The sequence below is a fragment of the Halopiger thermotolerans genome, assembly GCF_054654555.1.
Genome location: NZ_BAAIEU010000003.1, coordinates 505,890 through 520,482 on the forward strand (window position 1 = coordinate 505,890; position 14,593 = coordinate 520,482).

Sequence of the window (14,593 nt, forward strand, 5' to 3'; positions counted from 1 at the left end):
ACGAAACGCTTAACAGCGACTTCTGGATTCGAGGAGAACAGACGGTTCGATGAAATCGGCAACACTCACGGACGTCAACTCGGTAGAGATCGACGAGCGGCAACGGCCGGAGCCAAACGGCGACGAACTGCTCGTCGAAGTCAACGCCTGCGGCGTCTGTACGACGGACGTGCACATGTACAGCGGGTCACTTACCGTCGACTATCCGATGACCCCCGGTCACGAGAGCGCCGGCGAGGTAGTAGCGGTGGGGAACGACGTGGACGCCTTCGAGGCGGGCGATCGCGTCGCTATCAATCCGTCTATCCCGTGCCAGGAGTGCCGAGCGTGTAAATCCGGTCGCGAAAACCTCTGTCGGGATCTCACCTCGCTCGGCGGCGCAGCCACCCACATTATCGAGGGAGCGTTCGCGGAGTACGTGACGGTTCCCGCCGGCAACGTCGAGGAGATCGGCAACCTCGAGTACCGAACGGCCGCCTTCGCGGAACCGCTCGGGTGCTGCGTCAACGGTATCGACCAGATCGACCTCACCAGCGGCGAGACGGTCGTCGTCGTCGGCGCCGGTGCGATCGGCCTATTGCTCACGCAACTGCTCCGGGTTAGCGGCGCGGGAACCGTGGTCGTTTCCGAACCCGAAGACGAGCGACGCGAGATGGCGCTCGAGGTGGGTGCAGATTACGTCGTCGATCCGACGGACGCGGATCCGACGGCGAAGATTCCGGAACTCGTCGGCCCGGTCGACGTCGCCATCGAAGCCGTCGGGCTGCCCGACACCATCGAGCAGGCCCACGAACTCACCGGACCGGGCGGTCGAACCCTCGTGTTCGGCGTCCCGCCGGAAGACGCGACGGTCGACATCTCGCCGTTCGACGTGTTTTACGAGGAGCGGGAAATCGTCGGTACGTACTCGCTGACCCCGGACTCGTTCGCTCGATCGGTGGCGCTCCTCCAGAACGGCCGGATCGACACGGAGACGCTCGTCACTGACGAGTTCTCGCTGGACGGGCTGGAACGGGCCTTCGAACAGATGGAAGACCGGGACGGGCTGAAGAAGATAATCTACCCGAACCGGTAGCCGATGATTCACCAACAATGACCGACACATCGTACGATCGACGATCGGTGCTGAAAGCGGCCAGCGCCGGCGTTCTCGCCGGGATGGCCGGCTGTACCCGCGGTGGCGAGGCCCGTTCGGAAAACAGCGTCGAACTGCTCAGCGTTCCGAACGATCAGCTTCCGCTCAGCGAGTTCGAGAACGCGGACATCGACTGGAAGCAGTTCGAGGGATCGACGGTCAATATCGGAGCGGTCCAGCATCCGTGGGTCGACGCGATCAGACCCGCGACTTCGGTCTTCGAGGAGCTCACCGGTATCGAGGTCGAGTGGAACGTCCTCCCCGAAAACCAGTTCCGAACGAAACGACAGACCGACGTCAGCACCGGTGCCGGGCAGTTCGACGTCTTCTTCATGGACCAGGTGGTCAACCAGTACCGCGAGGCGGGCTGGCTGCAGCCCCTCGATCAGTACTTCGACGACGACAGCCTGTACGACGAGGCGTGGTACCAGCCGGACGACATCTTCGAGGCGTCGAAGTGGCAGGCTCAGGGCGGCCCCTTTACCGACGAGTGGACCGGGCTCCCGATCACCGTCGAGGTCCAGACCCAGTTCTACCGGACCGACCTCTACGAGAAACACGGCCTCGAGGTCGCCGAGACCCTCGAGGAGTTCCAGCAGAACGCGGCGACGATTCAGGAGAACGAATCGGACGTCGTCGGGACGGTCGGTCGCGGTCAGAAGGGGTACGGAATGAACATTTTCGTGCTGAACACGTTCCTCCGAGAGCACGGAGGGAAGCTCTGGACGGACTTCTCGGACGATTCCGGCCTCGATACGGAGGCGGCTATCGAGGCTACCGAGTGGTACGTCAACCTGCTCCAGAACTACGGACCTGAGGGAGCGGCCTCCCAGTCGTGGTCCGACGCGCTGACGACGATGCAGGAGGGCCGCGCCGGCCACATCGTCGCGGACGCCAACCTGTTCTGGCCGGGGCTGACGGGGTCGGACTCCCAGGTCGCTGAGGACGTCGGCATCGCGAAAGTGCCGCGGCCGGCCGACGGCGAGTTCTCCCCCAACGCGTACACGTGGCAGCTTTCGATGGCGAAAAACGCCCGTAACACCGAAGAGGGGTTCCTGTTCATGCTGTGGGCGACCTCCGAACCGACCACGACCTGGATGCACCTCCACACCGACGCGTCGTTCTCCGTGCGCCAATCGATCTGGGAGAACGACGAGTTCCGCTCGCGCGTCGGGGAGGAGTTCGCGCAGGTCTCGCTCGAGTCGTTGCAGGCGGCGAGCCCGGACCCGTTCGACCGGCAGTATCCCCGGTGGGGACAGCGCTACTCCGAGGAACTGCAGCGGGCGATAGACGGCCAGAAGTCCGCCGAGGATGCGATGCGTCGCGCGGCGGACGTGGCGGAGAAGATCTACAGTGTGTAAGCGATCACGAAACCAATGAGCTCACCGACACAAACGCAAACGGAACCGACACGAGAGACGAGAGCGACGGGGATAGCCAGGCTACGGGAAGTCTGGAACGAGCACCTCCCGGTCTGGTTTACGGCACCGATGGTGCTGGTGATGGTGCTGATCACCATCTTCCCCGGTGCGTACAACCTCTATCTCAGCCTGATCGACGAACCGACGCTGAACGTCTTCCAGGCCGAGTTCGTCGGCCTGCGGAACTTCCAGGCGGCGTTCGATCTCGCCGGCGCGACGCACTCGTTCGTCATCACGATCACCGTCGTCGTCAGTGCGTTGCTCTTAGAGACCGTCCTCGGATTCGGCCTCGCGGCGCTCGTTACCGGCGTCGATTCGAACCGGCTGCAGTCGTTTTACCGAATCCTGTTTATCATCCCGATGGCGGTCGCGCCCGTCTCGCTCGCGACGATCGGCCGGATCATGCTCAACGGCGAGGTCGGCATCGTTCCGTACCTGATCGAGACGGTGACCCCCTTCGCCGCGCCGGCGTTCCTCTCGGAGCTGCCGCTGCTGACGGTGATCCTTCTCGATACGTGGAACTGGACGCCGTTCATGTTCATCATCTTCTATGCCGGCCTCTCGTCGGTCCCCGAAACGCTGCTCGAGGCCTCGCGGGTCGACGGGGCGCCGCTGTGGCGGCGCTACGTCCACGTCGTCATCCCGTACATGAAGCCAGTCGTGTTCGTCGCGACGCTCGTCCGGATGATCGACCTGTTCCGGACGTTCGGCGTGGTCTACGGGTTGACCCAGGGCGGACCGGGCACGGCCACGCAGCTGGTGAGTATCAACATCTACGAACAGATGTTCATCAACGTCCAGCCAACCGTCGCCGCCGCGATCGCGGTCGTCTACCTCGTCATGGTCATTGCGCTGTGTAACATCGTTATCGCGAAAGTCGGCTTCGAGGGGGTGTGGGACTGATGGCGACCACGGACGTCGATCCCGGCTCGTCCCAGCGCCTCGACAAAGAGACGCGCGAGACGGTCGTCACGGTCGTTCGACATGCGATCCTGCTGACGTGGTCGTTCATCGTCCTGTTCCCGCTGTACTGGCTCGCCTCGATGTCGCTGAAGCCGCCCAGCGAAGTGAACGCGCTGCCGCCGGACTGGATCTTCCTGCCGACGGTGTACAACTACATCCAGCTGCTCCAGAATCCGGACTTCATCGCCGCGTTCGCCAACAGCCTGATCATGGTGTCGGCGTCGGTGGTCCTCGTGCTGCTGATCGGGGTGCCGGCGGCGTACGTCCTCTCGCGGTACGACGTCCCCATGGAGCGCGACGTGCTCGTGTGGATCCTCTCCTCGAGGATGCTTCCGCCGATCGCCGTCGTGCTCCCGTTTTTCATCGTCTACCGGGAGCTCAACCTCTTCGACACGCGGATCGGGATGATCCTCATGTACGTCAGCATCAACCTCTCGCTCGTGATCTGGGTGATGAAGGCGTTCTTCGACGGTATCCCCGAGACGCTCGAGGAGGCGGCGCGAGTCGACGGCGCGACCCGGTTCCAGGGTTTCCGGAAGGTCGTCCTACCGGCGGCCAAACCCGGGATCTTCTCGGTCGCGATTATCAGCTTCATCTTCGCGTGGATCGAGTTGCTGTTCGGCCTCGTGTTGACGAGTTTCGACGCGGTGCCGGTGACGCTGTTCGTCTACTCGTTCATCGGCTCGCGGTCGATCGAATGGGGCATGCTCGCGGCCGCGTCGATGTCGATGATCGTTCCGGTCGCGATCTTCCTCGTCGCGGTCAACAGGTACCTGGCCGCCGGACTCAGCTTCGGCGTGGTGTTGAAAGAATGATCCAGCGCACGACCTCGCACGGACGGGACGCATCGCACGCGAACGAGACCCTTGCAGCGGGGGCAAACAGCTGCACAACGGAGGCTCGATAATCGGTACTTCCCGACTGGTGTGAGAGCTGGAGCTAAAGCGTTGGTCTCATGAGGAAGATGTCTGGTTGAGTGAATGTGTTCAGTATCCCTCAGCCAGACGGTGTTCTTTCGGATTCGGACGTGAAAGATTTAGCGGAAGACGTCATCTGCCAGCTCCCCTTGCCAGGGATCGAGGGCTCGCCCCTCGATCCCGGCGATATCTGGGCTGTTGTCATTCTTGCAGCAGTCAATCAGACGTCCATCTGGGAGACGTGCAAGGACAACGACAACGCTGTCTGTGACGATACTGTCATGGACTGGCTACATACGCTCAACCGGGAGTGGCTTGAGCGGGTTGCTAACCGCCTTCTCAGAGAGTTAGCGATGACGATCCTCGACCCTGATCGGTCGAGGATCGTCTCCATTGACTTCGTCGATAACCCCTACCACGGAACGTACGCCGATGAAGAAGGTGAACTCTGTCGCATGCACGCGAAAGACGGAACAACGACGTGCCACCGGTACTGCACGGCGTATCTCGTCTCGAACGGAAAGCCAGTGACGTTGGCGATGACGTACGTCCGTAGTGATGAGAAAGAGGCCGACGCGGTCGAGCGCGTCCTCGACCGCGTCGAGGCCTATCCCTTCGAGATAGAGCTTCTGTTGGCTGATCGCGGCTTCTACAACGAACGTATTCTGCGCCGCTCACGGGAGGTTGCTGCGACTGTCGTTCCCGTCCAAAAGAAGGGCAAGCGCATGAGGAAGAAGCTGGATACGCACTGCTCGTACATGACAACCTATCGGATGTACAAAGGCCGCGAGCGGGAACTGGAATTCCCGCTCGCGGTCGCTGTGTCATATCACGCCGGAGATCGCGGGAAAAGTGGCGAGGTCGTGCGAGGCTATGTGGCGTGCGATCTGGCCGATCGCACGCCGAAACAAGTCGAACGGCTCTATCGGAAACGGTCAGCGATCGAAACGAGCTACCGTGTATTTCGCCAAGCACGAGTGGTAACGACGACACAAGACCCAATCATCCGCTTCGCGTTCGTCCTGGTTGGATTCCTGTTGGAGAACCTCTGGCTTGTGCTTCGATGGGCGGTCGTCGCCCGCCCCCAGCGGGGCGGGCGCGACCTGCCCGAGGAATTCACGTTCAAGACGTTCTCTGACTGGATCAGACATGCATTAGAGGAAGAGCTAGAGCGGACTTGGGAGATCGAAATGAACGGAACAGGTGTGCCAGAAGCATACGCGCCGGCCGCGGGCTGACGCCAGCCCGCGGCCTTGGGCAAGCTCCTGGTGAGCAACAGCATTCGCCTAGAACAGCGTATCTCAGCCTTCTTACTTCACTTCTCCTCATGCGTGGATTCTACTTCCTGTTCACTCAGTTACCACACCGGCATTCACTCTGTTCGTCCATGACTCAGCACAGTTCACGAAGCGACGTTCGGGAAGTACCGATAATGGCAGAAATCACGATCGACGACGTGACGAAACGCTTCGGAGACAACGGGAACTCGGTGGTCGCGGTCGACGACGTCTCGCTCGAGATCGACGACGGCGAGTTCGTCGTGTTCGTCGGCCCGTCGGGCAGCGGGAAGTCGACGCTCATGCGGATCGTCGCGGGACTGGAAACGCAGACGGAAGGCGACGTCGCGATCGGCGATACGGTCGTCAACCAGCTGGGACCGCGTGCGCGGGACATCGCGATGGTGTTCCAGAACTACGCGCTGTACCCGAACATGACAGTCGAGGAGAACATGTCCTTCGGCCTGAAGATGTCGACGGATATGTCCCCGAGCGAGATCGAAGCAAGCGTGACGTCGACGGCGGAGACGATGGGAATTGCGAACTTGCTGGACAAGAAGCCGGGCGAACTCTCCGGCGGGCAACAACAGCGGGTCGCGCTCGGTCGCGCGATCGTTCGCGATCCGAACGTCTTCCTGATGGACGAACCGCTGTCGAACCTCGACGCGAAGCTCCGGACGGAGATGCGAACGGAGATCAACCGCCTCCAGAACGACCTCGGCGTGACCACCCTCTACGTCACGCACGACCAGACGGAGGCGATGACGATGGGCGATCGACTGGTCGTCCTCAACCAGGGCGAACTCCAGCAGGTCGGCACGCCACTCGAGTGTTTCTACCGGCCCGCGAACCGGTTCGTCGCCGGATTCATCGGCTCGCCCTCGATGAACTTCTTCGGCGGGACCGCGAGGGGTGGCACGCTGCAGTGTGACGGGTTCGGGTACGACCTCTCGGACCGGATGCAGGAGAGCGTCGGCAGCCACGGCGAACTCGATCTCGGCATCCGCCCTGAAGACGTCGAACTGCACGACGAGCCGGTCGATCGGAACAGCTTCGAGGTCACCGTCGACGTGGTCGAACCGATGGGAAGCATCTCGTACGTGTACTGTCGCGTCGAGGGCCAGGAGCACGACGACACGTTCGTCGTCGAAGTCGACGGTCAGCAGCCGATCGCCGAAGGCGAGACGCTGTACGCCCACGTTCCGCCGGCGGACGCACACCTCTTCGATCGGGCGACCGGCGAGACGCTCCACCAGCGCAAGCTTGACACCGAGATCGGAGCGTTGACTGCCGAGCAGTCGCAGAACGCCGAGGCGACCTCGAGCCAGCTCTAACGTATGACGACAAGCGAGTTCCCGCCAACCGCGCATCGCGGCTGCCTGCTCGCGACGCTCCGGGTGCAGTACCCGGACGCGCTCGCGGATCGCGGTTTCCGCCTGTTGCACCCGGAGTCGGGGGACCCGTACACGGACCACCGGCGCCACCTCGTGGCGACCTGCCGGTCGATCGCGAACTTCGCGGTCGGCGTGATCGTCGACGGCCCGGACTGGTGTCTCGACGCTGCCGAGCACGGACTGGCCTTCCTCGAGGAGGCACACCGCGGCGACGAGGGTGGCTACCACCTCGTCGTGGATGCAGAGGGCACCCCGATCGACCGAACTCGCTCGGCGTACGGGCACGCCTTCGCCCTCCTCGCGTACGCACGGGCAGCCGAGGCCGGGATCGACGGCGCCGAGGACGACCTCGAGGCGACCCACGACCTGCTCGAGAACCGGTTCCGCGACGCCGCCGGGATGCTCCGGAGCGACTGCGATCCGGACTGGACCGAGCGGGAGGCCTACCGCGGCCAGAACGCCAACATGCACGCATGCGAGGCGTACCTCGCCGCCTACGAGGCGACCGGCGAGACTGAGTATCTCGATCGAGCGCGCCACATCGCGCGGACGATTACGGTGGATCTTGCGGCGGAAACTGACGGGCTGCTGTGGGAGCATTACGCCGACGACTGGACCCACGATTTCGGATACAACGAGGACGAGCCGCGACACCAGTTCCGGCCGCCGGGGTACCAGCCCGGTCACCACGTCGAGTGGGCGAAGTTCCTCGCACTGCTCGATCGGTACGAGACCGCGATCGACGCCGGTGCGGACGACGAGTCCGCGCCCGGGAACGGCTGGTACGACCGCGGACTAGAGCTGTTCGATGCCGCCGTCGACGCCGGGTGGACCGAGACCGGCTTCGTCTACACGCACGAGGCGGACGGGACGCCCATCGTACCCGATCAGTACGGCTGGGCGCTGGCGGAAGCCGTCGGCGCCTCCGCAGCGCTCGCCGAGCGGGCCGTCGCACGCAACGATACTGATGCGGCAGACCGCCTTCAGGAGTGGAACCGGACGTTCCTCGAGTGTGCCGACCGCTATCGAGGCCCCGCCGGCCTCTGGTACGAGAAGCGCCTCGCAGCCGACGACGGCGACGGCCTCGTCGCCCCCGATCCGCCGGGCGTCGAACCCGATTACCATCCCGTGAGCGCCTTCTACGAGTGTTGGCGCTCCGCGCACGAACGCCAGTCCAACAACCGACCGTTCGCGACCGCTACTACAGATGACTGACAGATACGACATGGATCCGACCGTACTGCTCCCGCCGAAGCCGGATCGGCGGTGGACCATCGCCGAGCAGCTCGGCCTCGACACGGCCGTCGTGCGCTTCTGGGGCGTCGACGACTGGTGGGAGTACGACACCCTCCAGCGCACCGTCACCCGCTTTGAGGACCGCGGCTTCTCGCTAGATGTCGTTGAGGATCGTCCGCCGATGACGCGGACGGTCCTCGGGGAGGAGGGCCGCGACGACGAAATCGAGACGGTAAAGAACCTGATCGAGAACATGGGCCGACTCGGGATCGACACCTACTGCTGGGTGTGGACCGAGAATCCGATCGGCATCGTCCGGACGTCGGACTCGGTACCCGGTCGCGGCGACTCCCAGCGCATCGGCTACGACCACGAGTGGATGGAGCGCGCGCCCGACCACGAGGCCGCTGACATCACCGAGGACGAACTGTGGGAGAACCTCGAGTACTTCCTCGAGGAAGTCGTGCCCGTCGCCGAGGAGTACGGCGTCAATCTCGCCCTGCACCCGGACGACCCGCCGACCTCGCCCGTTCGCGGCGTCCCCCGGATCGTGCAGTCTCTCGAGGACTACCGGCGGATCCTCGACTTACACGATAGTCCGCGCCACGGCGTGACGTTCTGTCAGGGGAACTTCGCCGCGATGGAGGGAGACACGATCGACGCGATCCGCGAGTTCGGCGACCGGATCCACTTCGTCCACTTCCGGGACGTCGAGGGCGACGAGCGGAAGTTCGTCGAAACGTGGCACGACAAGGGCCCGACCGACATGAAAGCCGCTATCGACGCCTATCGGGACGTCGGCTTCGACGGACCGATTCGCCCCGACCACGTCCCGCGAATGGTTGGCGAACAGGATCGCGACGACGCGATGGCCGGCTACACCGACATGGGGCGGCTATTCGCGATCGGCTACATCAAAGGACTGCTCGAATGACAGAGATCGGATTCGAACTACCGAGACAATGACGCTCGAGACGATCGCTGTGACCGGCGGCAACGGCAAAATCGGCGAGGCGATCCTCGCCCATCTGAACGAACACGGCTACGAGACGGTCAACATCTCCCGCGGCAAACGGCGGGAGGAGGAGTCGGACAGATACGTCACGACGGATCTCCTGGACGCAGGCGAGACGTACGGCGCCCTCGCGAAGACCGATGCGGACGCCGTTATCCACATGGGGACGATTCCAGACCCGTACAACGATCCGGACTACCGGGTGTACGAGAGCAGCGTGATGTCCGCCACGCACGTTTTGGAGGCAGCCGACGGACTCGGACTCGAGTCGGTCGTGCTCCCCTCGAGTATCAACGCCGTGGGGAGCGAACATCAGGAGCGGCCGGCCGACGTGCGGTACATTCCGCTCGACGAAGAGCATCCGCGAACGCCGAGCGATCCGTACGGGGTCGCGAAACACGCGATGGAAGTGACCGCAGACGGGATCGCGCGGCGCCCCTCGACGGACCTCACCATCGCGTCGCTCCGATACCCGTGGGTGACGACCGACGAGGAGATGCGCGAATACTTCTGCGAACCGGATCGCTCGCTGCCGTCGCTTCACGACGCTCATCCCGCAACGGGCCGGGACGTCCTGTTCTCGTACCTCGCTATCGACGACGCAGCGACCATCGCCCGAAAGGCCGCCGAGGCAACGTACGACGGCCACGAAATCTTCTGGGCGGTCGCGAACGATACCACCGCCGACGTCCCCACAACCGACCTAGTCGAGGAGTTCTACCCGGAGGCGACGGTGCGCGAGATGCCCGCGGGAAAGACGGGAATCGTCGACCTCACGAAGGCGAAGGAGCGACTCGACTGGGAACCCGACCGCAGTTGGCGCGACCTGTCGGTGTAAGGGCCACCTGGCGGAAGTGGTAGTGTGGCGAGGGGTACGTCCCACCTAACACATACTCCGTGTCTTGAAGTAGCCGTCGCTGAAACGTAGGGCATGCGCGTCACCGACTACGAACTCTTCGCCGTCCCGCCGCGGTGGCTCTTTCTCAAACTCGAGACGAGCGACGGCCTCGTCGGCTGGGGAGAGCCGATAATCCAAGGGCGACTCGAGACCGTCAAGACTGCCGTCGACGAACTCGTCGAGGCCTACCTTCTCGGTGAAGATCCGTTGGATATCGAACGCCACTGGCGGACGATGTACCAGGGCGGGTACTACCGCGGCGGGCCGATCCTGATGAGCGCCCTCGCGGGAATCGACCACGCCCTGTGGGACATTAAGGGGAAACACTACGGAGCACCGGTCCACGAACTGCTCGGCGGGAAGGTCCGGAATCGAGTGATGGTCCATCAGTGGATCGGCGGCGAGGACAAGGCAGAAATCGCAGACGAGGCGATCACCCGCCGAAACCAGGGATACAAAGCGATTAAGATGAACGCGACCGCCGAGTTCCGTGCATTAGAACCCCCGAGCGCGGTCGAACGAGCGCGACAGCGCGTCGCTACCGTTCGGGACGCCGTTGGGGACGATCTCTACCTCGGCGTCGACTTTCACGGGCGCGTTTCGAAGTCGATGGCTCGCCGTCTCGTCGAGGCGCTGGAACCGTACGGATTGATGTTCGTCGATCAACCGGTACTGCCGGAACACTCGGAGTTTCTGACGACGCTCACCGAGCGGACGAGCGTCCCGATTGCGACCGGCGAGCGATTCTACTCGCGGTACGATTTCAAACCGCTTCTCACGGACGGCGCGGTCACGGTCATCCAGCCCGACGTGACCCACGTCGGCGGAATCACGGAACTCCGGAAAATCGCGACGATGGCCGACGCATTCGATGTGGCCGTCGTTCCCCACTGTCCGTTGAGTCCGATCGCCTTCGCGGCGAACCTCCAGGTGGTCTTCTGCTCGCACAACGCCGTCATGCAGGAACAGGACCTCTCGCTTCACGATCCGGCCGAGAGCGTCGGACTGCAGTACTTGGAAGACCCCGAAACGTTCGAATTCGACGACGGCTACGTCAGTCGACCGACCGAACCGGGGTTAGGAATCGACGTCGACGAGTCGTACGTCCGCGAGCAGTCGCGCGCCGACGTGAAGTGGTACAATCCCGTGTGGCGTCACGAGGACGGCGGAATCGCCGAGTGGTAAAGATGCGACCTCGAGCAGCATTGGGTTTTCGTAGTTGACCCCGCTTTCGAGTCTTCCTCGACGTCGACTTTTCGAATGTAATCAGTAGCGATCTTCTTGCACAATTCGTATCTTTCATAATTCTAAACACGCTCCTAGAAATCGTCTCTACCCGATAGGTGACTTCGTGCGTGAAGATTATCTGTTATGGGCAGTGAATATCACTCATGGAGTTTACTCTCGACAGCTTCAGTGCTCGCGACTGGGAACGCCCCACGGATGCCGATCCAGTCCGGTTCGCCATGGTCGGACTCGGGTGGTGGACCCGCGAGCAAGCGATCCCTGCCGTCGAAAACGCGGACTATTGTACGACGACGGTCCTGGTCAGTTCCAGTACGGAGAAGGCCGAGGAGGTCGCGGCCGACTTGGAGGGAATCGAAGGAACCCTCACCTACGATGAGTACGCCGACGGCGTGGCGACCGACGCCTATGACGCGGTCTACGTCTGTACGCCGAACGGACTCCACCGCGACCACGTCGAAGCTGCGGCCGCGTACGATAAGGCGGTTCTCTGCGAGAAGCCCCTGGAAGCGACCGTCGAAGACGCTCGGTCGCTCGTCGACTCCTGTCAGGAGGCAGACGTCCCACTGATGGTCGCCTACCGGCTCCAAACCGAACCCGTAGCTCGTCGCGCCCGTGAATTGATCCGGAACGGTGCCATCGGCGATGTCGTCTCGGTACTCGGGCACATGTCGGACACAATCCTCGATGCCGTCGACGAGACGAGTTGGCGGTTCGACCCCGACCTTGCCGGTGGGACGACACTCAATGACATCGGTATCTACCCGCTGAACACGATCCGGTTCATCCTAGAAGAGGATCCCCAAGCGGTGTACGCCCGGACGGAGTCCGAACAGTCAGCCTACGACGGAACCGACGAGCACGCAGCGTTCCAGCTAGAGTTCCCCGACGCTACGCTCGCCTCGTGTACGGTCACGCACAGCGCGACAGTGACCTCGAGCCTCCGGTTTGTCGGCACCGAAGGCGAACTGACCCTCGAGGGGCTGTTCTTCCCGAACACCCGAAAGGTACTCCGGGTATCCGGACCGGACATCGAGGGCGAGTATCGGCCGGAACCGGTCGACCAGATGCGCGAGGAGTTCGACTACTTTGCCAACCGCCTCCAACGTGGTCTCGACCTCGAACCTGACGGCGAACACGGTATGGTCGACATGCACACCATCCGTGCCCTCTACGAATCTGCGGAGCGGGGAGAACGAATCGAGCTTGACCTGTGAACGAGATGAAAATCTACGTCGCATCGCCGTCTTCGCGTTCGTCCTCCTCGCGTCCGTGGTGAACTCACCCTCGTATTTCGGCGTCTTCGCCGGGGCTGCGATCGTACTGGAGGTGGCGCGAATGCTTTATTGAGTGAACACGTGGTCGCCCACCGGCAGCCTAAAGCGGTTCTGACAACGGCATCGACAGTCGGACGTCAATGCTACCCGTCTGTCGAGGATTCCCCTCCCGAACTACTTTCACAGTTCTACCAGTGTAAGTTGAATGATGACTGACATCCTGGTTCACGATGCAATCGTCGTGACGATGAATCGAGAGAATCAGATACTGAAAAACGGCTCTATTCGAGTCAGAGATGGAACCATCTCGTCGGTCACAGCAACTGAGCTTAGTGATCGAGACTCGAGCGCGGAGCACGTAATTGATGCCAGCGGCAAGGTCGTAATTCCCGGCCTCATCGACGCCCACCGCCACACCGATTTCACGCTCGTCCAAGGACTCTTCAGCGAACTCAGCGGTGGTGAGTTACTCAAGGAAGCGTTCGCGTTGTACCACACCGCTGAACCAACTCTGGGTGACTCATTCTTCGAGGCAGGGTGGCAACTCGCCTGCCTGCGACAACTCACGCACGGGGTCACAACCGTCAACGCGATGGATTTCACCCCAGAAATCGGAGCAGAAGCGATCGGCGAGTCTGGGTTACGCGGCGTGATCGGGCCAGAACTGGCAGACTTTCTCAATCCCGCGTCCGCAGACGACCAGCTCGAGTCTGCTCGTCGATTCATCGAAACCTATCACGAGAGCTACGAGGGACGTGTCACCGCGAGTATTGCACCGGGCGGTGAAGCCGGCTGTTCACGGAGACTCTGGGAGGGTGTCGCTGAGCTTCGGGCTGACTACCCCGACTTACCGCTTCATACGCATCTGTACGACTCTGCTGAAGCCGATACGATGGCAGCGGGGACCGGCGCTGACGATCCACTTGACTTACTTGACCGGTACGGCCTCCTCGATGAGCGAACGCTGCTCACCCATCTGCTGCATGCGGACCGGGACGATGCGCGGCGGCTCGCCGACGCCGGTGCGCACATCCTTCACTGCCCGACGGTGTACAGTTACTTCCAGACCGGGGAGCGAGCCTGGTTCCCGCTCCCGGCACTCCAAGAGTTCGGTGCGAACGTCGTTATCGGCCTGGACGATCCGTTCTGGTTCGACTCCTGGGACCTCATTCAAGAGGCCAAACACGCCCGGCTGTTGTCGAACTTCGAGTACGGAGCGCAGCAGTGGTCCTCGTACGATTTGCTCAGAACGCTTACTATTGATGCTGCGCGCGCACTCGGACTCGACGACCAGGTCGGGAGTCTCGAATCTGGAAAACGCGCCGACTTGGTCGTCATCGACGTCGATACCCCACGCCACCGGCCATACAGTAATCTTCCGTCAGTACTGACAAACACGGTAACGGCGGGAGATATCGAGACGGTTATCGTCGACGGTGAGGTTCTCATGGAGGAACAAACAGTGGAATCGATGGACGTCGAGAGCGTTCGCAGAGCCGCAGCACGAGAACGAAAACGCCTCCAGACGCATACCGGCTGGGAAACATCACTTGGAGGCAGTACACCGCCAGACAGATCACTACTCCGGCGTGTCTCCGCACGACCCCTGCTGAGAGCAATGAAGCAGTACGGCCGCGGAATCACCAACCAACACATGTGGTAATGGGAAACGCGTACGAATGTAGGGTTTCACCCTGACGATGAGACTCTCCAGTCTATTGGGGCAGGTGGCCTCCCTCCTCGGGGTGTCGAGACGAATGATCCGGACAACTAAGCGATCCTTGACAACGGTGAGTCGATCCGTCAGGAACGTCT

Annotated in this window: 12 protein-coding genes; all 12 read left to right on the plus strand. The window is 62.4% G+C overall.

The window, feature by feature from the left end; all coding sequences use genetic code 11:
* Positions 1-49 precede the first annotated feature (49 nt).
* The 12 genes from ACYQ26_RS07530 (at position 50) to ACYQ26_RS07585 (ending at position 14,441) form a co-directional block, all read left to right on the plus strand.
* On the plus strand, positions 50-1,075 hold the full coding sequence (locus ACYQ26_RS07530) for a zinc-dependent alcohol dehydrogenase family protein (RefSeq protein ID WP_459808258.1): 1,026 nt from the start codon (positions 50-52) through the stop codon (positions 1,073-1,075).
* A 17-nt stretch (positions 1,076-1,092) separates the two neighbouring features.
* Positions 1,093-2,496 carry an extracellular solute-binding protein gene (locus tag ACYQ26_RS07535; protein ID WP_459808259.1) on the plus strand — a complete coding sequence of 468 codons (1,404 nt, stop codon included), beginning with the start codon at positions 1,093-1,095 and terminating at the stop codon, positions 2,494-2,496.
* A gap of 15 nt (positions 2,497-2,511) precedes the next feature.
* Positions 2,512-3,459 (plus strand): carbohydrate ABC transporter permease, encoded by a 948-nt coding sequence (locus ACYQ26_RS07540; RefSeq protein WP_459808260.1) that lies wholly within the window; start codon positions 2,512-2,514, stop codon positions 3,457-3,459.
* Positions 3,459-4,334: a carbohydrate ABC transporter permease gene (locus ACYQ26_RS07545; RefSeq protein WP_459808297.1), complete on the plus strand. Its 876-nt coding sequence runs from the start codon at positions 3,459-3,461 to the stop codon at positions 4,332-4,334. The genes ACYQ26_RS07540 and ACYQ26_RS07545 overlap by 1 nt, the downstream gene beginning before the upstream one ends.
* A 167-nt stretch (positions 4,335-4,501) precedes the next feature.
* On the plus strand, positions 4,502-5,674 hold the full coding sequence (locus ACYQ26_RS07550) for an ISH3 family transposase (protein WP_459806326.1): 1,173 nt from the start codon (positions 4,502-4,504) through the stop codon (positions 5,672-5,674).
* Positions 5,675-5,868: 194 nt separating this feature from the next.
* Complete coding sequence (locus ACYQ26_RS07555; RefSeq protein WP_459808261.1) at positions 5,869-7,047, plus strand: ABC transporter ATP-binding protein; 1,179 nt, start codon at positions 5,869-5,871, stop codon at positions 7,045-7,047.
* Positions 7,048-7,050: 3 nt separating this feature from the next.
* A complete protein-coding gene (locus ACYQ26_RS07560) occupies positions 7,051-8,322 on the plus strand; it encodes an AGE family epimerase/isomerase (RefSeq protein ID WP_459808262.1) in 1,272 nt (423 codons plus the stop codon).
* Between the two features lie 10 nt (positions 8,323-8,332).
* Complete coding sequence (locus ACYQ26_RS07565; protein WP_459808298.1) at positions 8,333-9,277, plus strand: mannonate dehydratase; 945 nt, start codon at positions 8,333-8,335, stop codon at positions 9,275-9,277.
* A 28-nt stretch (positions 9,278-9,305) separates the two neighbouring features.
* Complete coding sequence (locus ACYQ26_RS07570) at positions 9,306-10,196, plus strand: NAD-dependent epimerase/dehydratase family protein (RefSeq protein WP_459808263.1); 891 nt, start codon at positions 9,306-9,308, stop codon at positions 10,194-10,196.
* A 93-nt stretch (positions 10,197-10,289) separates the two neighbouring features.
* A complete protein-coding gene (gene dgoD, locus ACYQ26_RS07575; RefSeq protein WP_459808264.1) occupies positions 10,290-11,441 on the plus strand; it encodes a galactonate dehydratase in 1,152 nt (383 codons plus the stop codon).
* Between the two features lie 206 nt (positions 11,442-11,647).
* Positions 11,648-12,718 carry a D-xylose 1-dehydrogenase Gfo6 gene (gene gfo6, locus ACYQ26_RS07580; RefSeq protein ID WP_459808265.1) on the plus strand — a complete coding sequence of 357 codons (1,071 nt, stop codon included), beginning with the start codon at positions 11,648-11,650 and terminating at the stop codon, positions 12,716-12,718.
* Between the two features lie 268 nt (positions 12,719-12,986).
* A complete protein-coding gene (locus ACYQ26_RS07585) occupies positions 12,987-14,441 on the plus strand; it encodes an amidohydrolase family protein (RefSeq protein WP_459808266.1) in 1,455 nt (484 codons plus the stop codon).
* Positions 14,442-14,593 lie beyond the last annotated feature (152 nt).

What these genes read in the sequence shown, in the direction of transcription:
- ACYQ26_RS07535 (WP_459808259.1), top strand. Translation starts at nt 1,093, where the DNA reads ATGACCGACACATCGTACGATCGACGATCGGTGCTGAAAGCGGCCAGC.
- ACYQ26_RS07585 (WP_459808266.1), top strand. Translation starts at nt 12,987, where the DNA reads ATGACTGACATCCTGGTTCACGATGCAATCGTCGTGACGATGAATCGA.
- ACYQ26_RS07560 (WP_459808262.1), top strand. Translation starts at nt 7,051, where the DNA reads ATGACGACAAGCGAGTTCCCGCCAACCGCGCATCGCGGCTGCCTGCTC.
- ACYQ26_RS07530 (WP_459808258.1), top strand. Translation starts at nt 50, where the DNA reads ATGAAATCGGCAACACTCACGGACGTCAACTCGGTAGAGATCGACGAG.
- ACYQ26_RS07565 (WP_459808298.1), top strand. Translation starts at nt 8,333, where the DNA reads ATGGATCCGACCGTACTGCTCCCGCCGAAGCCGGATCGGCGGTGGACC.
- ACYQ26_RS07570 (WP_459808263.1), top strand. Translation starts at nt 9,306, where the DNA reads ATGACGCTCGAGACGATCGCTGTGACCGGCGGCAACGGCAAAATCGGC.
- gfo6 (WP_459808265.1), top strand. Translation starts at nt 11,648, where the DNA reads ATGGAGTTTACTCTCGACAGCTTCAGTGCTCGCGACTGGGAACGCCCC.
- ACYQ26_RS07540 (WP_459808260.1), top strand. Translation starts at nt 2,512, where the DNA reads ATGAGCTCACCGACACAAACGCAAACGGAACCGACACGAGAGACGAGA.
- dgoD (WP_459808264.1), top strand. Translation starts at nt 10,290, where the DNA reads ATGCGCGTCACCGACTACGAACTCTTCGCCGTCCCGCCGCGGTGGCTC.
- ACYQ26_RS07555 (WP_459808261.1), top strand. Translation starts at nt 5,869, where the DNA reads ATGGCAGAAATCACGATCGACGACGTGACGAAACGCTTCGGAGACAAC.
- ACYQ26_RS07545 (WP_459808297.1), top strand. Translation starts at nt 3,459, where the DNA reads ATGGCGACCACGGACGTCGATCCCGGCTCGTCCCAGCGCCTCGACAAA.